Source organism: Streptomyces bikiniensis, assembly GCF_000716625.1.
Classification (GTDB): Bacteria; Actinomycetota; Actinomycetes; order Streptomycetales; family Streptomycetaceae; genus Streptomyces; species Streptomyces bikiniensis.
In genome coordinates, this window is record NZ_JNXJ01000020.1 from 24,891 (window position 1) to 44,562 (window position 19,672).

20 protein-coding genes and 1 tRNA gene are annotated in these 19,672 nt (G+C 74.3%); 12 read left to right on the forward strand and 9 right to left on the reverse strand.

Annotation, left to right across the window (positions count from 1 at the left end):
* Nucleotides 1–115: 115 nt before the first annotated feature.
* The 5 genes from OO47_RS17570 to OO47_RS17590 form a co-directional block, all read right to left on the reverse strand.
* Nucleotides 116–757: an IclR family transcriptional regulator gene (locus OO47_RS17570; protein ID WP_030210027.1), complete on the reverse strand. Its 642-nt coding sequence runs from the start codon at nt 755–757 to the stop codon at nt 116–118.
* Nucleotides 758–1,250: 493 nt separating this feature from the next.
* Nucleotides 1,251–3,047 carry a DEAD/DEAH box helicase gene (locus OO47_RS17575; protein ID WP_033209426.1) on the reverse strand — a complete coding sequence of 599 codons (1,797 nt, stop codon included), beginning with the start codon at nt 3,045–3,047 and terminating at the stop codon, nt 1,251–1,253.
* A gap of 120 nt (nt 3,048–3,167) precedes the next feature.
* On the reverse strand, nt 3,168–3,539 hold the full coding sequence (locus OO47_RS17580) for a type II toxin-antitoxin system death-on-curing family toxin (protein WP_030210020.1): 372 nt from the start codon (nt 3,537–3,539) through the stop codon (nt 3,168–3,170).
* Nucleotides 3,536–3,733, reverse strand: coding sequence for an Arc family DNA-binding protein (locus OO47_RS17585; protein WP_030210013.1), 198 nt, complete (start codon nt 3,731–3,733; stop codon nt 3,536–3,538). The genes OO47_RS17580 and OO47_RS17585 overlap by 4 nt, the downstream gene beginning before the upstream one ends.
* Before the next feature lie 32 nt (nt 3,734–3,765).
* Complete coding sequence (locus OO47_RS17590; RefSeq protein WP_030210010.1) at nt 3,766–5,274, reverse strand: MFS transporter; 1,509 nt, start codon at nt 5,272–5,274, stop codon at nt 3,766–3,768.
* Between the two features lie 180 nt (nt 5,275–5,454).
* Between OO47_RS17590 and OO47_RS17595 the strand changes: the two genes are divergently transcribed.
* From OO47_RS17595 to OO47_RS35130, 6 genes are all read left to right on the forward strand, one after another.
* Nucleotides 5,455–5,529: transfer RNA gene (locus tag OO47_RS17595), tRNA-Cys, on the forward strand.
* Nucleotides 5,530–5,676: 147 nt separating this feature from the next.
* Complete coding sequence (locus tag OO47_RS17600) at nt 5,677–5,994, forward strand: hypothetical protein (protein ID WP_051715653.1); 318 nt, start codon at nt 5,677–5,679, stop codon at nt 5,992–5,994.
* 106 nt (nt 5,995–6,100) lie between these two features.
* Nucleotides 6,101–6,346, forward strand: a complete 246-nt coding sequence (locus OO47_RS17605) for a hypothetical protein (RefSeq protein ID WP_030209998.1) — start codon at nt 6,101–6,103, stop codon at nt 6,344–6,346.
* Nucleotides 6,315–6,839, forward strand: a complete 525-nt coding sequence (locus OO47_RS17610) for a DUF6879 family protein (protein WP_030209989.1) — start codon at nt 6,315–6,317, stop codon at nt 6,837–6,839. Before OO47_RS17605 ends, OO47_RS17610 begins: the two co-directional genes overlap by 32 nt.
* Nucleotides 6,840–6,856: 17 nt before the next feature.
* A complete protein-coding gene (locus tag OO47_RS17615; protein ID WP_030209986.1) occupies nt 6,857–7,708 on the forward strand; it encodes a helix-turn-helix domain-containing protein in 852 nt (283 codons plus the stop codon).
* A 90-nt stretch (nt 7,709–7,798) separates the two neighbouring features.
* A complete protein-coding gene (locus OO47_RS35130) occupies nt 7,799–8,008 on the forward strand; it encodes a hypothetical protein (protein WP_407696315.1) in 210 nt (69 codons plus the stop codon).
* A gap of 11 nt (nt 8,009–8,019) precedes the next feature.
* On the opposite strand, the gene OO47_RS17620 is transcribed toward OO47_RS35130, so the two are convergent.
* Entirely contained in the window at nt 8,020–8,253 is a 234-nt protein-coding gene (locus OO47_RS17620) for a GntR family transcriptional regulator (RefSeq protein WP_030209983.1), read from the reverse strand.
* 353 nt (nt 8,254–8,606) lie between these two features.
* Here OO47_RS17620 and OO47_RS38450 point away from each other — a divergent pair, with 353 nt between their 5' ends.
* The 6 genes from OO47_RS38450 (at nt 8,607) to OO47_RS17650 (ending at nt 14,694) form a co-directional block, all read left to right on the forward strand.
* Nucleotides 8,607–8,732, forward strand: coding sequence for a hypothetical protein (locus tag OO47_RS38450; RefSeq protein ID WP_267883697.1), 126 nt, complete (start codon nt 8,607–8,609; stop codon nt 8,730–8,732).
* Nucleotides 8,729–9,040, forward strand: a complete 312-nt coding sequence (locus OO47_RS17630; RefSeq protein ID WP_078489712.1) for a hypothetical protein — start codon at nt 8,729–8,731, stop codon at nt 9,038–9,040. The genes OO47_RS38450 and OO47_RS17630 overlap by 4 nt, the downstream gene beginning before the upstream one ends.
* Nucleotides 9,037–9,267 (forward strand): hypothetical protein, encoded by a 231-nt coding sequence (locus tag OO47_RS35140; RefSeq protein ID WP_033209429.1) that lies wholly within the window; start codon nt 9,037–9,039, stop codon nt 9,265–9,267. Before OO47_RS17630 ends, OO47_RS35140 begins: the two co-directional genes overlap by 4 nt.
* A gap of 125 nt (nt 9,268–9,392) precedes the next feature.
* Nucleotides 9,393–10,304: a protein kinase family protein gene (locus OO47_RS17640; RefSeq protein WP_030209977.1), complete on the forward strand. Its 912-nt coding sequence runs from the start codon at nt 9,393–9,395 to the stop codon at nt 10,302–10,304.
* A gap of 21 nt (nt 10,305–10,325) precedes the next feature.
* Nucleotides 10,326–12,527, forward strand: coding sequence for a protein kinase domain-containing protein (locus OO47_RS17645; RefSeq protein WP_051715651.1), 2,202 nt, complete (start codon nt 10,326–10,328; stop codon nt 12,525–12,527).
* 70 nt (nt 12,528–12,597) lie between these two features.
* The gene (locus OO47_RS17650) at nt 12,598–14,694 is read left to right on the forward strand and encodes a serine/threonine-protein kinase (RefSeq protein WP_030209973.1); all 2,097 of its coding nucleotides are present in this window, start codon (nt 12,598–12,600) and stop codon (nt 14,692–14,694) included.
* Between the two features lie 49 nt (nt 14,695–14,743).
* On the opposite strand, the gene OO47_RS17655 is transcribed toward OO47_RS17650, so the two are convergent.
* From OO47_RS17655 to OO47_RS17665, 3 genes are read right to left on the reverse strand one after another with little or no spacing between them, the layout of a single operon-like run.
* A complete protein-coding gene (locus tag OO47_RS17655) occupies nt 14,744–17,080 on the reverse strand; it encodes a xanthine dehydrogenase family protein molybdopterin-binding subunit (protein ID WP_030209970.1) in 2,337 nt (778 codons plus the stop codon).
* Nucleotides 17,077–18,600 carry a 2Fe-2S iron-sulfur cluster-binding protein gene (locus OO47_RS17660; protein ID WP_030209967.1) on the reverse strand — a complete coding sequence of 508 codons (1,524 nt, stop codon included), beginning with the start codon at nt 18,598–18,600 and terminating at the stop codon, nt 17,077–17,079. The genes OO47_RS17655 and OO47_RS17660 overlap by 4 nt, the downstream gene beginning before the upstream one ends.
* Nucleotides 18,597–19,472, reverse strand: coding sequence for an FAD binding domain-containing protein (locus OO47_RS17665; protein WP_030209964.1), 876 nt, complete (start codon nt 19,470–19,472; stop codon nt 18,597–18,599). The genes OO47_RS17660 and OO47_RS17665 overlap by 4 nt, the downstream gene beginning before the upstream one ends.
* Between the last annotated feature and the right edge of the window lie 200 nt (nt 19,473–19,672).

The window sequence follows — 19,672 nt, forward strand, 5'->3', positions numbered from 1 at the left end:
GGGCGGACAGGGCCGCACGGGCCGGGACGCGACCGGGGCGGCCGCGGCGACGGAGCCCGCCCCGTACGCCCGTGCCCGTACCGTCGCCGTACGCCCGTACCGGCCGCCGCGCGCCCTAGCGCAGCGCGTCCGCGACCTCGCGGGCCGCGTCCACCACCCTCGGGCCGACGCGTTCGGGGACGGCGTCGGCGAGCATGACGACGCCGACGCTGCCCTCGACGCCCGTCACGCCGACCAGGGGGGCGGCGGCGCCGCTCGCGCCGGCCTCCAGTTCGCCGTGGGTGAGGGTGTAGCCCGGCTCGGTCAGGCCGCCCTGGCGGGCGGCGAGTATCGCGCGGCCGGCCGCGCCCCGGTCCAGCGGGTGGCGGAAACCGGCCCGGTAGGCGACGTGGTAGTCGGTCCAGGTCGGTTCGACGACCGCGACCGCGAGCGCGTCCGCCCCGTCGACCAGGGTGAGGTGGGCCGTCGCCCCGATGTCCTCGGCGAGCGAGCGCAGCGCGGGCAGCGCCGCCTCGCGCACCAGGGGGTGCACCTGGCGCCCGAGCCGCAGCACGCCGAGGCCGACGCGGGCACGGCCGCCGAGGTCGCGGCGGACCAGGGCGTGCTGTTCGAGCGTGGCCAGGAGGCGGTAGACCACGGTCCGGTTGACGCCGAGTTTGTTGGACAACTCGGTGACGGTCAGGCCGTGGTCGGTGTCGGCGAGCAGTTTGAGGACTCTGAGTCCCCGGTCGAGCGTCTGGGAGGTCTCCGCGGTCACGACGCCCTCTCCTTCGGAGTGAGATGGAGGCGGGACTCTCACGGGGTTGCCTCGCCGGTCCCGCGGCGACGCACGTCAGAGGCCGCCGGCAGGAAGGGGTACACCGGCTGCGCTCCGCGGCGGCGCTGCCACGGGGCGAATGCTTTTGAGCCGGGACAGTAGCGACCCGCTCCGCTCAGCGGAAGACCTCGTCCAGAATCCGGGCGCCGGCGACCGGATGAAGACGGTTCGGGGCCTTGGTCGGCCGGAGGAAGGACTTCGGCGGACAAGAGCGGCTATGTCGTGCGGGGCGCGCGGAGGGGGTCGGCCGTTGCCCGGTTCCGCGGCGCGGCGGGGGTCGGCCGTTGCCCGGTTCCGCGGCGCGGCGGGGCGGGCCGGGACTGCGGGACGGCGGGACGGCGGGACGGGACGGCGGGACGGGACGGCGGGACGGGACGGCGGAGGCCCGTACACAGCGGTGTACGGGCCTCCGGTACCCGGGGCGGCGCGGGTCTCAGCGCATCCGCGTGGCCCACTCCTGGACCTTCTTGATCCGCTCGCGGATCTGCCCGGCGGTGGCCTCCGCGCTCGGCGGGCCGCCGCAGACCCGGCGCAGCTCGGTGTGGATGACGCCGTGCGGCTTGCCGCTCTGGTGCACGTACGCGCCGACCATCGTGTTGAGCCGCTTGCGCAGTTCGAGCAGTTCCTTGTGGGAGACGACGGGCCGCCGCTCGGCGGGCAGCTCCAGGAGGTCCGCCTCGCTGTCCGGCCTCTTGCGGCTGTGTGCGATCTGCCGGGCCTGGCGCTTCTGGAGGAGGAGCTGGACCTGGTCGGGTTCGAGGAGGCCGGGGATGCCGAGGTAGTCCTGCTCCTCCTCGCTGCCGGGGTGGGCCTGCATGCCGAACTCGGCGCTGTTGTAGAGGACGCGGTCGAAGACGGCGTCGGACTCCAGGGCCTCGAAGGGCAGCATGTCCTGCTCCCCGGTGTCCTCGTCCTGCTGCTTCTCGGCCTCCGCCATCTCCTTCTCGGACTCGGCGTACGGGTCCTCGTCCTCGCCCGCCTTCTTCGGCCGGTCGAGGGTGTGGTCGCGCTCGACCTCCATCTCGTTGGCGAAGCCGAGGAGGCTGGGGATCGTGGGAAGGAACACGGACGCGGTCTCGCCGCGCCTGCGCGAACGCACGAAGCGGCCGACGGCCTGGGCGAAGAAGAGCGGGGTCGAGATCGTCGTGGCGTACACGCCGACCGCGAGGCGGGGGACGTCGACGCCCTCGGACACCATGCGGACGGCGACCATCCAGCGGTCGTCGCTCTCGCTGAACTCGTCGATGCGGTTCGAGGCGCCCGCGTCGTCGGAGAGGACGAGGGTGGCGCGGTGGCCGGTGATCTCGCGGATCAGCTTGGCGTACGCGCGGGCCGACTCCTGGTCGGAGGCGATGACCAGGCCGCCCGCGTCGGGGATGGACTTGCGGACCTCGGTGAGCCGCTGGTCGGCGGCGCGCAGCACGTTCGGCATCCAGTCGCCGCGCGGGTCGAGGGCGGTGCGCCAGGCCTGCGAGATCGCGTCCTTGGTCATCGGCTCGCCGAGGCGGGCGGCGATCTCGTCGCCGGCCTTGGTGCGCCAGCGCATGTTGCCGCTGTAGGAGAGGAAGATGACCGGCCGGACGACCCCGTCGCCGAGGGCGTTGCCGTAGCCGTACGTGTAGTCCGCGGAGGAGCGGCGGATGCCGTCGTTCCCCTCCTCGTACGTGACGAAGGGGATCGGGTTGGTGTCGGAGCGGAACGGGGTGCCGGTGAGCGCGAGGCGGCGCGTGGCGGGCTCGAAGGCCTCCAGGCAGGCCTCGCCCCAGGACTTGGAGTCTCCGGCGTGGTGGATCTCGTCCAGGATGACGAGGGTCTTGCGCTGCTCGCAGCGGTTGCGGTGGAGCATGGGCCGCACGCCGACGCCCGCGTAGGTGAGGGCGACGCCGTCGTACTCCTTGCTGAGCGGCCCGGCGCTGTACTCCGGGTCCAGCTTGATCCCTATGCGCGCGGCGGCCGCGGCCCACTGCTTCTTCAGGTGCTCGGTGGGCGCGATCACGGTCACCTGCTGCACGACGTGATGGTGCAGGAGCCACGAGGCGAGGGTCAGCGCGAAGGTGGTCTTGCCGGCTCCGGGGGTGGCGACCGCGAGGAAGTCGCGGGGCTGCTCCTGGATGTACTTCTCCATCGCGCCCTGCTGCCAGGCGCGCAGCTTGCCGGCGGTGCCCCAGGGGGCGCGGCCGGGGAAGGCGGGAGAGAGGTGGTGTGAGGAGGGGGCGGTGGTAGTCACGATCTCCGGTTCGACGCTCGTCCAGATATGACAACCGGGCCACCCTACCGGCGGCCCGGCCCGGACCTCGTACCCGACCGGGGGGTCTCCCCTCCGGGTGCGATTCAGCTCACGTCGGAGCGGTCAGCGCGCGAACCGGGGCAGCTGCGCGGCGATCTTGGGGACGTCGAGGGCGCCCTGGCAGACGTCCAGGACGAACGCCTCCGCTTCGTCGACGTCGAAGGCCGAGTCCAGCGGATGCCCGTTCATGTGGAGGAAGACCCAGGTCGCGTACCAGGCGATGCGCTTGTTCCCGTCCACGAGTCCGTGGTTGCGGGCGAGCGATTCCATGAGCGCCGCGGCCTTCTGCCAGACGTCCGGGTAGGCGTCCTGGCCGAATACGCTCGACTGCGGACGCGCCAGGGCGGAGTCGAGGAGGCCGTAGTCCCGCACTTCGTCCGCGCCGAGCCGCTGCGCGAGGTTCAGGACCTCGGGAAGCGTGAGGTAGTACGTCACGCGAGCCTCCGGTTCAGCTCCTCACTGACCTTCAGCACGTGCTCGGCCGCCTCGTTGAAGAGGCGGGAGTGCTCGTTTATGGCCCGGATCACGGCGTCGTGCGCGAAGGACTGCATGCTGCGCCCTTCCGCCTCGGCCCGCTCGCGCAGGGCGTCCAGCTCTTCCTCGGTGAACCTGACGTTGAGACCAGCCATGACGCCATGGTACCGCGCGGTACCACGTGGTGTCAGGGGGCTTTCGGGTCTCCGGACCGTACCGGCTCCCCGTGCAACCGCGTGGCGACCCACGCCCCCGCCGCCGCCACCCCCGCCATCGGCAGGAAGACCGCCGCGAAGGCGGCCGGGTGGGAGCCGGTGGCGGCCGTGTGGGAGGTGACCGCGTGGCCCACCGCGCCGCCGCCGAGGGCCGCGAAGGCGGCGCCGCCGGAGGCGAGGAGCAGGACGTTGGAGAGGCCGTCGGAGATCTGGAGGGCGGCGGAGTTCGCGCCCGCCTCCTCGGGGGCGGAGAGCTTCAGGAGGAGCACGCTCGTGGAGGAGATCACCGCGCCCATGCCGAGGCAGCCGAAGGCCCAGGCCACCGCGACGGTCCACACGGGCACGGCGGTGATCAGGACGCTCGGGGCCGTCGCGATCGCGAGCGCGACCAGGACCATCCCGAGGACGACGAGGCGTTCCCGGTACGGCTCCGTCCACGGCCGGGACTGGATCCAGGAGCCGAGCGCCCAGGTGAGGCCGCCGACGGCCAGGGAGAGCCCGGCGAGGGTGGGGCTCAGGCCCCGCTGGGTGACCAGCATCAGGGGCACGAAGGACTCGGCGGCGATGAAGGACCCGGCGGCGATCCCGCGCAGCAGGACGACGGAGGGCAGGCCGCGGGCGGCCCGGTAGGTGCCGCGCGGCAGCAGCCCCCGCACGGCGGGCACGAGCAGCGCGGCGCCCGCGGCGGCGGGCAGCAGGGACGGCCAGCGCAGTTCCTGCCCGGCGTACTGGAGGAGCCCGGCACCGGCGGAGATGCCGAGCGCCAGCCGGATCCGGCGCCGGTCCCAGGGGGCGGCGGGCGCCTCCGGGTCGGCGGGGCCGGAGGCGGTGCGGCGGATCGCGGGGAGGGCGAGGGCGAGCGGCAGGACGACGAGGGCCGGTATGCCGACGAAGACCCAGCGCCAGCCCAGGTGCTCGGTGATCGTGCCGGAGGCGAGCGGGCCGACGACGGAGGGGACGACCCAGCTCGCGGCGAAGGCGGCCATGATCGCGGGCCTGAGGTGCTCGTCGTAGGCGCGGCTGACGACCACGTACAGGGCGACGATGACGAGGCCGCCGCCGAGGCCCTGCACGGCCCGGCCGAGGACGAACGTCCACATGGCGCCGGCGGTCCCGGAGAGGAGCAGCCCGGCGGCGAAGGCGGACATGCCGGCGGTGAGGGGCGCGAGCGGGCCGTTCCGGTCGGACCACTGGCCGGCCAGGACCATGCCGAAGAGGCTGGTGGTGAAGTACGCGGAGAAGGCGAAGGCGTAGACGGACACGCCGTTCAGCTCGCGGGCGGCGACGGGCATGGCGGTGCCGACGGCGGTCGCCTCGAAGGCGATGAGCAGGACGACGGAGACGATGCCGATGCTGAGCGCCCGGTGGGCCGGGTCGAGGACGGACCCCCTGTCGGCGGGCTGGTCGGCACGGGGTCCGGTTCCGGGGCTCGGGACGACGGCGGCGTCGGTGCCGGCGTCTCGGGGTTCGAGGGCGCTCATCCCCCCAGAGTAAGAGGTGTAGACCTGAATGACCCCTGTCGGAAGTCCGGCGATCACTCGGTCCTCGGTCCTACGACCGCGAACGGAGTGTTGCGGGAGTGTGGCAGTCGCGTGGCACGGCCCCGCGAACCCTTGAGCCCTCCTCGGACCGCCCCCTACGGTCGTACCAGTTCGTCACAGGACCGTGTGCCCGAGTGGTTCAGGGACTCGCCTGCAAAGCGAGTTACGCGGGTTCGATTCCCGCCACGGTCTCCACGTCCCTTCGACGGCCCCGGTCCTTTCGGTCCGGGGCCGTCGTCGTGCGCGGGCCGGGGCGAAACTCGTTGCGCGGGCGGACCCCCTGGACGATGATCAAGGTTTCGTGCGAGGGGATGCGGCGGACCGGCGATGAGGAGAGAACCGATGGCGTGGTACGGCGCCAGGACCTTCTACCGGTGGCCGAGCCCGGAGAGCCGCCCCTACGAGGAGCGCGTCGTGCTGTTCCGGGCGCGGTCCCTCGACGAGGCCGTCGAGCTGGCCGAGCGGGAGGCGGAGGGGTACGCCGGGGAGGGCGGCTACGAGATCCTGGACATGGTGCAGGTCTACCGGATCTCCGACGGCGACGAGGAGGTGGGCGCGGGCACAGAGGTGTTCTCCCGCCTGCACGCGCTCGACGTCCCGCCGGACGAGTTCCTCGACCGCTACGACTCGGGGCCGGCGCACACCGGTGCCGACGGGTGACGCCGTGCGCGGTGCTTGGACTGGCCGAGAGCGCTCTTGACCGTGCTTGGTGGAGCGGACGACGCTCGTGCAACCAGACGCAACCGAGTAGTCAGGGAGCAAGACCATGGCTCTAACCTTCTTCGGCAAGGACCCCAACAGTAAGTTGGAGGACTGCCCGTCCGTGTTCGTGGACGACGCAACGGCAGACCTGGTCTTCCAGGGCTGGAAGGCCGATGAGGCGACCGAAGCGGAATGCCGACAGGTGGGGAGCATCCCCGACACGGAGGCCGTCGTCAGGATTCCGGCCCGCATGGCGCCGCTGATCAGGAAGGCCCTCGATGACGCAGAGGAACGTGCCCGCGTTCTCTGACCTCCTCGCGGATGCCCGGCACTCCGTGGTTCGCGTGGAGATGCGGGATCACTACGGGGTGGAGTCGGAGGCAGCGGAGTTCGCCGCATGGCGGGAGCACCGCACCATCGCGCCCGACGCTGTGGAGAACGCGCGGCCCTGGACGGAGATGATCCAGTCGGCGGTTCGGCGGGGCGTACGGGTACAGCGGGCCCGGATCGTGTCCCTCCCGCCCTCCGAGTACATCCGGTTCGAGCACGCCAGCACCTTCGTGAACCTGGCGGCCGGTGAGGAAGTTCGCTGGCTCCCTCGTCGGCTGGCTACCGGCCTGGCCCTGCCCGGAACGGACTTCTGGCTCTTCGATGACCGCCTGATCCGCTTCGGCCACCTGTCCGGGGACGGAGCCGTGATCGGACACGAGCTGAACGACGACCCGGCAACCGTGCGGCTCTGCTCTGATGCCTTCAAGGCGGTTTGGAAACTCGCCATCCCGCACGAGGAGTTCGCGATCTGAGCACGGTGACGTAGTCCATGCCCATCCCCCAGTCCTCCAGCGCCGCTCAGGCTCGTACCGCCGTGGCTGAGCGGCTCAAGGAGCTTCGGAAGGACGCCGGCCTCCACGGCCACGAACTGGCCGCCCGGTGCGGGTGGCACAAGTCCAAGGTGTCGCGGGTGGAGAACGGCGTCACGGCCCCTTCGGACCAGGACATTCGCGCTTGGTGTACGGCATGCGGCACCGACGACCAGGCCGCCGACCTCATCGCACGCTCCCGGACCGCCGAGGCCGCGTACGTGGAGTGGAAGCGAATCCAACGTGGTGGTCTCCTGCCCATGCAGGAAGCCTCCCGCAAGCTCAACGACCGGACCAGGCGCCGACGTGCGTATGCGTCCTTCTTGGTCCCGGGCCTGTTCCAGACGCCGGCGTATGCCACGGCGCTGTTGCGTACTGTCGGAAAGTTCCACGACATCCCCGATGACCTCGAAGCTGCCGTGGAAAGCCGCATGAAGCGTGCCCGCGTCCTCTACGAAGGAGACCACCGCTTCACCATGCTGCTGGAGGAGTCCGTCCTCCGGTACCAGATCGGGGACGCCGAGTGCATGGCCGGCCAGCTCGGACACCTGCTGTCGGTCATGTCGCTGCCCGCCGTCTCCCTCGGGATCATCCCTTCCGGGCGCCCCAGGACCGGTATGTGGACGCTGGAGTCTTTCAACCTCTACGACGACCGGCAGGTTTTGGTGGAACTCCTGTCGGCAAAGATCACCGTCACCGCGCCCAGTGAGATCGCCCTCTACCTCAAGGCGTTCACGGAGCTGCACAAGATGGCGGTGTACGGGGCAGAGGCCCGTGCTCTGATCACGAACGCCCTGAAAGCGCTGAGCTGAGAACTCGCGTGCAACCACGTAGAACTCGCTTGGATCCGGCCTCTCCGGCTTCCTAGCGTGGTCGTCACCCAGACGACGCTAGGAGCGGGCATGGCCAAGTCGATCACCACACCCAAGACTTACCCGAGTGCTCCGGTGGTACTGCCGGACCGCACGAACGAGCCGGAGCCCGCCCCCGTCGACGGATGCGCCGGATGCGCCGAGCTGGCCGATGTGCGCGCTCGTGCTCGGCGAGGCGGCGACATGACCACGGTGTCCGACTGCAACGTCCTGATGCGCAGGCACCCCGAGGGGCACTGAGCGCGCCGCCGTTACTCCTTGCCGCCCGTCACGAACGAGCCCCGGCCCAGCTCGGTACGCAGGCGTCCCTCTTCGCGCAGGGCGACCACGGCCTTCTGAACGGTCGACGGCACCACGTCCAGCTCGGCAGCCAACTGGTTCACGGGAGGGAAGCGCGATCCGGGCTCCCACTCCCCGGCGTCCAGTCGGCGGCGCAGTTCGTCTGCCACCTGGGGCCATACGGGCTTGCTGCGGTCGAGATCCATAACGGCAGCGTCCGCGTATCTGCGTTTCCACGCGACCGCGTATACGCAAATACGCATACACGCGTATGCTCTGGGGAGTGACAACAGAAGACCCCCGCGACCGTGCGACCGGTCCGGGGGCGTGGCCGATCACCCAAGGAGTGACCGACGTGCGTAGCGTACTTGCCCTCTTCCTGGCCTGGCTCATGCCCTCCACGGGCACGCGCCGGGCCTGCGCCGACAGGCCGGCGAATGGCCCTATCCCTCCCGCGGCTTCCCCGACGCGGCGGCTTCTCATCACGCGCAAGCCCGTCCCTGTGGGGCTCCCCGCCCTCCGCTCCCCCCGTGAGCCCCGGTACCTGCGTGGTGAAGACGTGGCGCTGGTTCGTCCGTACTACGTCCGGTTCGAGGAGGACCAGGAGCGCCGGCGTCAGCGTGACCGGCGCACCGCCCTGTTCCTCGCCACGGTCGGCATCGACTTCCAGGGAGCCTGGGCATGAGCAGAAGCCCTCGGCGTCGTCAGAAGCCGGTTCGGATGTGCTCGGACTGCGGGCAGATCACCGACCAGCCGATCGTCATCCGGCGCATCGAGCCCCGGGACGGGATCGGCTGGAGCCTGTACGCGTGCCTCACGTGCGCGCCCCGGTACATGAGCGCGCTCGGCGCCCGCATCCTCTGGCTCTTCCACGCGGCCGACTGCTGGGAGTGCAACCACGAGGCCGAGTGCGCGATCAGCCTGGTTCTGCGCCGGGTCTTCGAGCCCGAGATCACGGCCAAGGCCGGCGGCGCCGAGGACGAAGCCGTATGACGGCCCCGCCTGAACGGAAGCACCGGGTCCCCCGGGCCGGTCGTACGGGTGGTGAGAAGCCCTGGTCCATCTGGTCGTTCGGGGACCTGTGCGGCTACTGCTGCGGCAAGCGCTCCGTCTGGTGCCCGGACTGCGGCGGCTTCGCCGGGTGTGGAACATGCGGGCGCGCGCTCAAGATCCCCTGCCCGGCCTGCTCGGGCGGCCTGCTGGAGAAGTGGACACCGTGACCGCGTCTCTTCGGCTCTGACCGCCGCTCCATGACAACCCTCCCGTGGCCGGAGTCGGCCTTCTCGGTAGGCTCGTTCCCGCCCCGGTGGCCCCGGGGCGTCGGAGCGACGGGGGAGACGAGCCGGTGGAGCAGGCGCGCACGCAGCGGGAGTCCGCGCGGGAGATCGGGCCGTACCGGCTGATCACCCGCCTCGATCCGCCCGGCTCCACCGCCCCCTGCCGCCGCTTCGTGGCCCGCGGCCGGGACGGGCGCACGGTCCTGCTGAGCACCCCGCTGCCGGGCGCCGACCCGGCCCGCTTCGCGGCGGAGGCGGAGGCGGGGCGCCATGTGGCGGGGCCGTGGATCGCTCCGGTGGCGGAGGTGTCGGGGCCCTTGCCCAGAGCCGGAGCCGGGCCCACCCTCGCCTGGTACGCCACCCCCTACCTCCCCGTCCTCCCCCTCCCCGTCGCCCTCTCCGTCCACGGCGGGCCGCTGCCCGAGGGCGTCGTGCGGGGGCTCGGGTGCGTGCTCGCCGAGACGCTCGCCGGCGTGCACGCGGGGGGCCTCGCGCACGCCGGGGTCTCCCCCGCCGCCGTGCTGATCGCCGCCGGCGGGCCGCTCCTCGGCTGTTTCGGGGCGGTACGGGCCGCCGGGCCCGACGGCGAGCCGCGCGCCGGACGCCCCGGAATCGACCCCGGCGCCCTCGCCCCCGAGCAGGCGGCCGGAGGGCGGCCGCGCCCGCCGGGGGACGTGTTCGCGCTCGGTGCCGTCCTCGCGTACGCCGCCACCGGGCACACCGTGCCCGAACGTGACGAACTCCCGCCCGGGCTGCGGCCGGTGGTCGCCGCCTGTCTGGCCCGCGACCCCGCGGAGCGGCCCACCGCCGCCGCCCTGGCGGCCGCGTTCGCCCCGCCCGTGCCCGGCACCTCCCCGCTCGCGCCCGGATGGCTGCCCGGCCGGGTGGTCGCCGCGCTCGCCCGCCAGTCCGCCGAACTCCTCGCCGCCGAACTGCCGCCGCTCCCCGGGCAGGCCGCCACCGTCCCCGTACACGCCTGAAGATCGCACGGACCCGACCTCATGCTGTCGCCCCTGACCCACGACGACCCGGCCGCCGTCGCCGCGTACCGTCTCCTCGCCCGCCTCGGCTCCGGCGGCATGGGAACGGTCTACCTGGCGCGCACCCCGGGCGGCCGGACCGTGGCCCTCAAGACCGTGCACGCCCGGCTCGCGGCCGATCCCGTCTTCCGCAGCCGGTTCCGGCTGGAGACGGACGCCGCGCGGATCATCGGCGCGCGCCACGGCGCGGCCGTCGTGGACGCCGACCCGCTGGCCGAAACCCCCTGGCTGGCCACCGAGTACGTCCTCGGGCCGCCCCTGGACGACGCCGTCGCGCTCGGCGGCCCGCTGCCCGAGCCGACCGTCCGCGCCCTGGGCGCCGCGCTCGCCGGGTCCCTCGCCCAGCTGCACTCCTCGGACGTGGTCCACCGCGACCTGAAGCCCTCGAACGTCCTCGTCACCGCCCACGGCCCGAAGGTCATCGACTTCGGCATCGCCCGCGCGGCCGGCGACGACCGCCTCACGCGCACGGGGGCGGCGGCCGGCACCCCGGCGTTCATGTCCCCGGAGCAGGCGAGCGGGCAGGAGCACACCCCGGCGGGCGACGTGTTCGCGCTCGCCGGCGTCCTCGTCTTCGCGGCCACCGGCCGCGGCCCCTTCGGCACGGGCTCCCCCGCCGACCTGCTGTACCGCGTGCGGTACGCCGAGCCCGACCTCACCGGCGTGCCGGAGGCGCTGCTGCCGCTCCTGGCGGCGTGCCTCGCCAAGGACCCGGCGGCCCGGCCCGCCCCCGCCGTCCTCGTGGAGCGCCTGCACGACGGGCACGGGCAGTTCGCGGACCACCTGCCCCCGCTGGTGCTCGCCGACATCGGGCGCCGGGCGACCGACGTGTGGCTGCACGCCCCGCACCGGCTCCCGGCCCCGGAGGGGGCCGCCGCGGCGCAGACCGTGCCCGCCGCCGCGACCCCGCTCTCCCGCCGCCGGCTCCTCTCGGCGGGCGGCGCCGTCCTGCTCGGGGCGGCGGGCGCGGGCGGCGGCCTCTGGGCGTGGCGGAGCACGCGGGACGGCGGCGCCGGGACCGGCACCGGGGGCGGCTCCGGCGGGCCCACCGCCGTCCCCGCCCCGACGGCCGCGGACGGGGCGCCCGCGCCGCTGTGGCAGGGGAGGGCGTTCGACCGCGAGCAGCGGATCACCCCGCTGGTCGCGGACGGCGTCGTCGGCTTCGCCGAGACCACGGAGTTCCGGGCGCTCGACATGCGCGACGGCACCGTGCTCTGGTCCGAGAGCGCGGTGATGGAGCCCTCCCAGATCACCACCGACGGCACGGTCTTCTACCTGTCGAGCGGCGAGTTCGAGGGTCCCGGCGTCCTCCACCTCCGTACGCGCGCGGCCCGCACCGGCGCGGAGACGGCCCGGACGGTCGACCTGAAGGGCTTCGAGGGCTCCTACAAGGGGACGGAACTCCTCGCCGCCTCCGACGGCGTGCTCTTCGCGTCCTCCCGGCGGGGCGACTGGGACGTCTCCGGGGACCGGGACGACACCGGCTGGCACCTGATCGCCGTCGACGTGCGCGCGGGCCGGGAGCTGTGGCGGCAGCCGTACGCCTGGGGCAACGTCCGGCCCTGGCTCTCCCGGATCGTCGGCGACCGGCTGGTCCTCGGCAAGAACAGCGACGACGGGGACTCCTTCCTGGTCCAGGCGCGCGACCTGCGCACCGGCCGGCAGCTGTGGCGGCGGCGGCTGCCCCTGAAGGACTCCGCCTCGTACATCCCCGGCCAGTTGGTGACCGACGAGCGGCACGTCTACCTGGGCGGCGACCGGCTGCGGGCCCTGCGCCTCACGGACGGCTCCGTCGCCTGGGATTACGGCTCCGGCTCCGCCACCACCTCGTACGGGGTGCCGGCCGTCGCGAACGGCCTCGTCCACGCGCAGGAGAAGAGGGAGACCCCCGGCCTGGTGTCCGTCGGGGCCGACAACGGCCGCAGGCACCGGGCGGAGGCGCCGTCCGGGCGCCCCCTGGCCCCGTACTTCTTCGCCACGCCCGTGGTCGGCGAGAAGTACGTGTACACGCCCGTGCGGGGCGGTCTGAACGCGGTCGCCCTGGACGGCTACCGCTCGGACTGGGTGTTCCGGACGGAGGCGAGCCGCTTCGTGACCGACAAGGGGAGGACCCGGCTCTTCGGGGCGGGAGGGACGACCGTGGTCTCCCTCCCGTTCGCCTGACGCACCCGGACCCGGACCCGGACCCGTCCGCCCCCTCCCCGAAAAAGATCCCCTACCCGGAAGCATCCCCATGACCCCTCGGCCCCTCGCCCCCGGCGACCCGCTCCGGCTCGGCCCGTACCGGCTCCTCGGCGTCCTCGGCGAGGGCGGCATGGGCAAGGTGTACGTCGGCCGGGACGGCGCCGGGACGCCCGCCGCCGTCAAGGTCCTCCACCCCGAGCTCGCCCACGACCCGCACCTCGCCCGGCGGTTCGTCCGCGAGGCGGACATGGCGCGGGCGGTCACGAGCACGGGCGTGGCGCGGATCCTGGGGGCGCACACGGAGGGCGGGCGGCCGTGGATCGCGGCCGAGTTCCTCGCCGGGCCGACCCTGGACGACGCCGTCCGCGCGTACGGACCGATGGAGCCGCCGGCGGTCCGCGCGCTCGCCGACCGGCTCGCCCGGGCGCTGTACGACATCCACGCCGCAGGGCTGGTCCACCGCGACCTGAAGCCCGCGAACATCGTGCTCACCGCGACCGGCCCCCGGATCATCGACTTCGGCATCGCCCGCCCCGAGCACGGCCTCACCCTCACCACCACCGGCCAGATCCCGGTCACGCCGGGGTACGGGGCCCCGGAGCAGGTCCTCGGGCAGCGCGTCGGTCCGCCCGCCGACGTCTTCTCGCTCGGCGCGGTCCTGGTGTACGCGGCGAGCGGGCGGCGCGCCTTCGACGGCGCGCACGTGGCGGCGCTCCAGTACGAGGTGGTGCACGGCGCCCCGGACCTGGGCGGGGTGCCGCCGGAGCTGCGGGAGCTGATCGCCCCGTGCCTGGCGAAGGACCCGGCGCTGCGTCCGGCGTCCGCGCGGATCGCCGCGGCCTTCGCGCCGCCGAAGGGCGCGGACCGGGTGTGGCGCAAGGGGCCGCTCGCGGAGGACGTCAAGCGGCGCGAGGCCGAGGTGAAGCGCCTGGCGGCGCCCGCCGACGCCACCGCACCGGGGTCCGGCGGGCCGTCCCGGCGGCGCTTCCTCGCCGGCGCGGCCGTGGGCGTGGCGGTCCTGGGCGCGGGCGGCGGGGCGGGCGCCTGGTGGCTGAACCGGGGCGGGGAGGTGTCGACCGCGGACGTGCCCCCGGCCGCGGCGACCCCCGAGGCCGCCTTCGTCTCGGCCGTCGACCTCGGGCCGGGCGAGGCCCCCGACCCCCTGTGGGGCCCGGTCGACGGGCCGGCGCCCGGGGACGAACCGCCCCTGCCGGTACGGGACGTGGTGGTCGTACGGGCGAAGGGCGGCGGCCTGCTCGCCCTGTCCGTCACGGACGGGACGGAGCGGTGGCGGGCGGAGGAGGTCGACGCGGGCGCCGGTTTCGTCTCCGTCGCGGACCGGATGGTCGTCGGCGTGGACGGGAGCGGCGCCCTGTGCGCGTTCGTCGCCTCCACCGGCCGGTCCGTCTGGCGGAGCGGGTCCGACGCGGCCGCCGTTCTCGCGTCGGACGGCACCCGCGTCTACCTGGTGACGAAGGAGAACGAGGTGCGGGCCGTCGACGCCTGGACCCCCGCCACCGCCTGGACCCGCCCCATGGCCTCGCCCCGCTCCCCGAACGGCCCCGCGCGGGCCCTCGTGGGCGAGGGGCGGCTCGTGGTCCACGGCAGGGACGGCAGGGTCACGGCCCTCGACACCGAGACGGGCGAGAAGGCCTGGGAGTTCACGGGTCACGGCACCGGCGGGCAGTTCCCGTCCCTCAGCGGCAACATCGTCTACCTCGGCGGCCCCACGCTGATCGCCCGCCGCGTCGACCGAGGCGACCTCCTCTGGAAGGAGGAGGCCGCGGACAAGGGGGTCGGCTGGGGCTCCCCCGTCGCGGACGGCTTCACCGTCTTCGCGGTCAACGCCGCCCGCGCCCACCGCTACAACAGCTCGTCGGCCTACCTCGGCGACGACAAGACGTGGCAGGTGGACCTGGAGGGCAAGGGCCCCGGCACGCTCGCTCCCCCGGCCGTGGAGGGCGCGACGGTCTGGCTCCACGCCCCCGACAGCAGCTACCTCAGGGCCGTCTACAAGGAGACCGGCACCCCCCTCTTCTCCGTCACCATGCCGGGCGGGGGCACCTACCGGATGGCGAGCGGAGGCAACCGCGTCTTCCTCGTCCGGGGCGGCCGGATCGCGGCGATGCCGGTGTACGGGGAGTGAGCGGGCCTCCTCCGTGCCGGTGCCGGTACGGAGGAGGTCCGGGCGGGTCCTACGCGTTGGGCGCCGCCACCGCCGCCTGGGGGCGGATCGGGAGGCGGTTGACCGGGCGGCCGGTGGCCGCGCGGACCGCCGCCGCGACCGCGGCGGGCGAGGTGACGACGGGGACGGCGCTCGCGGGCTTGGCGCCGAAGGGGGCCACCACGTCGCGCTCCTCGACCAGCTTCACGATCCGGACGTCCGGGGCGTCCAGGGAGGTCGGGAGGGCGTAGCCGGTGAAGTCCGGGTGGCGGACCAGGCCGCGGGCGGTGCGCAGGTTCTCGGTGAGGGCCGCGCCGACGCCCTGCGTGACGCCCGCCTCGATGCGGGTGGCGAGCTGGGCCGGGTTGAGGATCCGGCCGACGTCCTGGGCGACGGCCATCTCCACGACCCGTACGGCGCCGAGTTCGACGTCCACGTCCACGACCGCGCGGATCGCGCAGAACGCGAGGCCCACGAAGGCGTCGCCCTGGCCCGCGTCGTCCAGGGGTTCGGTGGGGTGGGGGCGGCACTGGGCGGTGGCCCACAGCTCCTTGCCGTCCATCGCCTCGGTGACCGTCGTGGACAGGACGCCGTCGTACGAGGTGATCTTGCCGTCGGTGATCTGGAGCAGTTCGGTGGACATGCCGAACTTGTGGGCGAGGGGCTGGAGGAGCTGGGTGCGGACCATCTTCGCGGCCCGCTCGACGGCCCCGCCCGAGACCCAGGTGTGCCGGCCGTGGGCGGCCGGTCCGGCGGGCGGCTGGTCGGTGTCGACGGGCGCGACGTGGACCTCGTCGATGCCCAGGGTCTCCTGCACGATCTGGCGGGCGAGCGTGGCGAAGCCCGAACCGGTGTCCACGGCCGAGCAGATGACCGTGGCCGCCCCGTCCGCGACCCGTACGGTCGCCGTCGAGACCTCGTCGGTGCCCTCCGCGCCGAGCATGTGGACCATGCCGAGCGCGTAGCCCACGCCCCGCCGCACCGCGCCGGGTTCGCCCGCGCCCTCGGGGCCGCCGGGCAGCAGCCACTCGCCCTCGGGGGTGTCCTTGGGCAGCGGCGGCAGCGGGAAGTCCCGTACGGCGGAGAGGAGTTCCGCGACCGGGGCCGGGCAGGTGACCGTCTGGCCGGTGGGCAGGAGGTCGCCGGTCGCCATGACGTTCCGCATGCGCAGCTCGGCCGGGTCCACGCCCAGTCTGGCCGCGAGCTTGTCCATCTGCGCCTCGTACGCGGCGCACACCTGCATGGCGCCCTCGCCCCGCACGTGGCCGGACGGCGGGTTGTTCGTGCGGACGGCCCAGCCCTCGACGAAGGCGTGCGGGACGACGTACGGGCCGCAGGCGAAGGCCACGGCCGCCGCCAGGGACTCGGACGAGGAGTCGGCGTACGCGCCGCCGTCGAGCAGGATCTGCGCCTCCACCTTCACCAGCCGCCCCTCCGCGTCCGCGTGGTGGCGGTAGCGCAGCAGGGTGGGGTGGCGGTGGGCGTGGCCGAGGAAGGACTCCTCGCGCGTGGCGGTGAGTTTGACCGGGCAGCCGGTGCGCAGCGCGAGCAGGCCCAGCGGGATCTGGAAGCCCGGGTCCTCGCGGTCGCCGGTGGCGCCCGGGACGCCGGTGACGACCAGTTTGACCTGCTCGGGCAGGAGGCCGAAGCAGGCGGCGGCCAGGTCGCGGTCGGTGTGCGGGTCGGTGGAGGCCGTGTAGAGCTCGACGCCGCCGTCGGGGCGCGGGACGGCGAGACCGGCCTCGGCGCCGATCGGCGCCGGGTCCTGGCGCCCGATCCGGTACAGGCCCTCGACGACGACCTCGCCGGTCGCCTCCGGGTCGCCGAAGCGGAGCGGGATGTGCCGGATCAGGTTCCCGTCGGGGTGCAGCGGCTCGGCCGCGAACGCCTTCTCCGGGTCGGTGACCGGTTCGAGGACCTCGTACTCGACGGCGATGGCGGCGGCGGCGAGCCGGGCCGTGTCGGGGTGGTCGGCGGCGACGGCCGCCAGGGCCTCGCCGTGGTGCCGGACCAGGTCGGAGGCGAAGACGGGCCGGTCCGCGACCCGGCGCCCGTAGGTGGCCGCGCCCGGCACGTCGGCGGCCGTCACCACGGCCCGTACGCCCGGCATGGCGACGGCGGCGGAGGTGTCGACCGAGACGATCCGGGCGTGCGGGTGCGGGGAGCGCAGGATCGCGGCCCACAGCAGGCCCTCGGCCCACAGGTCGGAGGCGTACGGGAAGGTGCCCTCCGCCTTCGCCCGGGAGTCGGCCTGCGGGAGGGAGGTGCCGAGGCCGTGGGGGGCCGGCTCCTGCCCGAAGGGACCGAGGGGTCCGGGGACGTCCGTGACCGTGGCCGTGGGAACGGCGGTGGTCGCGTCGCTGCTCACGCCTTGCCTCCGTCGTGCGGGTGCGGGATCTGGTGCGGGATGCGGGCGTCGTCGGCGCTCTCGGGCGCATGGGCCGCGGCACCGGCCTCGCGCTCGGCGACGACGTCCTTCACGGCTTCGAGGACGCCCCGGTAGCCGGAGCAGCGGCACAGGTTGCCGGCGAGCGCCTGGCGGGTCTCCAGTTCGGTGGGGGCGTGGTTGCCCTCCAGGAGGTCGTGCACGGTCATGCACATGCCGGGGATGCAGAAGCCGCACTGGACGGTGCCGCACCGGGCCATGGCCCGCTGCACGTCGGAGGGTTCGCCGTCGACCGCCAGGCCCTCGACCGTCCGCACCTCGCTCCCGGCGGCGGTCGCCGCGGGGACCAGGCAGGAGGCCACGAGCCGCCCGTCGACCTGCACGTTGCACGCGCCGCACTCGCCCTGCGAGCAGCCGTCCTTGGCCCCGGCGAGCCCGAGGCGCTCGCGCAGGACGTAGAGCAGCGACTCCCCGATCCAGGAACCGGTGACGGGCCGGTCCACGCCGTTGACCCGGAGGGCGTACGAGGTGTGGGGGTGCTCGTCGCTGTCGGTGGAGGCGTGCACCTCCGCCGCGACGGCGGGCACGGGTTCGGGAACGTCCGTGTCCAGGACGGTCTCCGCGCGGAGACCGGCGTCCGCACGGGGGGCGGCGTCCGCTTCGGGAGCGTCCGGTACGGGGGCGTCCTCCACGGCTCCGGGGGCGTCCTGCACGGCCTCCGTGGCCGCTTCGGGAGCCGGGTCCGCCCCGGGGGCGTCCGGGGCCCCGGGAGCGTCCTGTACGGCCTCCGGGGCCGCGTCCTCGGCGGCCTCGGCGGCCTCCGGCTCGGGCCCGGCCCCGGGCTCCGGCTCCTCCGGGAGCGCCCAGGGCGCGGGCGCGCCGCCCGGGAGGGTCGCCGGGGCCTCGGCGGGGATCTGCCACTGGCCCGTATCACCGGGGGCGGGCTCCGGGACGGGGGCGGGCTCCGCCGGCTCCGTGAAGCGCCACTCGGCCGTCGCGTGCGGGTCCTGCCCGCCGTACTCGGGCCGGTCGAAGGGCTCGGGCCGGACGAAGGGCTCGCCCTGCTGCTCGAAGTACTCGAAGCCGTTCCGGTCGCCCTCGAAGCCCTGGGGCCGCTCGTAGTCCTGGGGCTGCTCGAAGCCCTGCGGCTGCCCGGCCTCGTACCCCTGGTCCCGGCCCTGCCCGTAACCCCGTTCCGGCTCGTGGCTCCGGTCCTGGCCCTGCGCGTGCTCGAAGTACGGCCGTACCGGCTCCGCCTCCACCGGCGGGTGGGCCGGCCAGCTGCCGGTGGCCGCCGGGTCGGTCGCCGGGGGCGGGACGAGCGGCTGGAGCGGGGTGATCATCGGCGGCACGTAGTCGTGGCCGGGCGCCTCCAGGGGGACGCCGTCCAGCATGAAGTCCGGCGGGAGCTGCACGAAGGCGGTCGCGTCGCCGTCGTAGCCCTCGCTCTTCGGGATCGGCTCCCAGCCGCCCTGGTTGCCCTGCTGTTCGTCGCTGCTCACGCGAGTGCCCTCCCCAGTGCCCGTCGGGCGAGTGCGGCGACGGTGCGCCGCAGGTGCAGTACGGCCGGGGGCAGCTGCTCGCCCCCTTGCGGGTCCGGGATGCAGGCGGCGGCGACGTACTCGCCGAACGCCGTCAGCGCCTCCGGCGCGAGCCCCCGGTCGTTGTCCCAGTCCACCAGCGAGGCGATCCAGCGCTCGGCCTCCAGGGGGCGCAGCGGCATTGGCGCGACGGCGCCGACCGCGCAGCGCACCCCGCGCCGGGCCGGGTCGAGGACGACGGCGACGGAGGCGGTGGCGCGGGCCGGGCCGGTGCGGCCGGTGGCCTTGAGGAAGACCTGCGGGGCGTGGAGCAGCGGCACCCGGACGAAGCCCACGAGTTCGCCGGGGGCGAGCAGGTCGCGGCCCGCGAGCAGGTGGGAGACGGGGATCTCGCGGCTGCCGAGCGGCCCGAGGACGACGAGGTCGGCCTCCAGGGCGGCGAGGACGGGCAGCGAGTCGCCGGTGGGCGCGGCGGTGACGACGTTGCCGCCGAGGGTGCCGGCGTTGCGGATCTGCGGCGGCCCGGCCGCGCGGGCGGCGGCGGCGAGGGCCGGGATGAGGGCGGCGAAGTCGGGGCGGCCCATGCGCGCGTGGGTGAGGCCGGCGCCGAGGAGGGCGTGGCCGTCCTGGTACTGCCAGCCGCGGATCTCGTTGATGCGGCTCAGGCCGACGAGCCCGGCGGGCCTGAGCTGGCCCTTGTTGACGGCGGCCATGAGGTCGGTGCCGCCGGCGACGGGGACGGCCGCCGGCATGGCCGTGAGCGCCGCGACGGCCTCGTCGAGCGAGGCGGGCAGCGTCACGGCCTGCGCCGTCTGTGGTGCGTGCGTGGTCAACCCGCTGCCCCTTCCCGGTGTCCCGGCGGTCCCCGACTGTGCCCGGCCGTCGCGCCTGCGTGTGGGCGTACCGTACGTGCTCACAGGCCGGACGTGGCAACTCTGGCACATCTTCCGAGCCGTCCGGCGCGAGGGTCCGCGAAGGACTGTTCCGTCCGGGACGTCCCGGGAGCGGCGGGGAGTTCCGTTTCGCCGCTCTT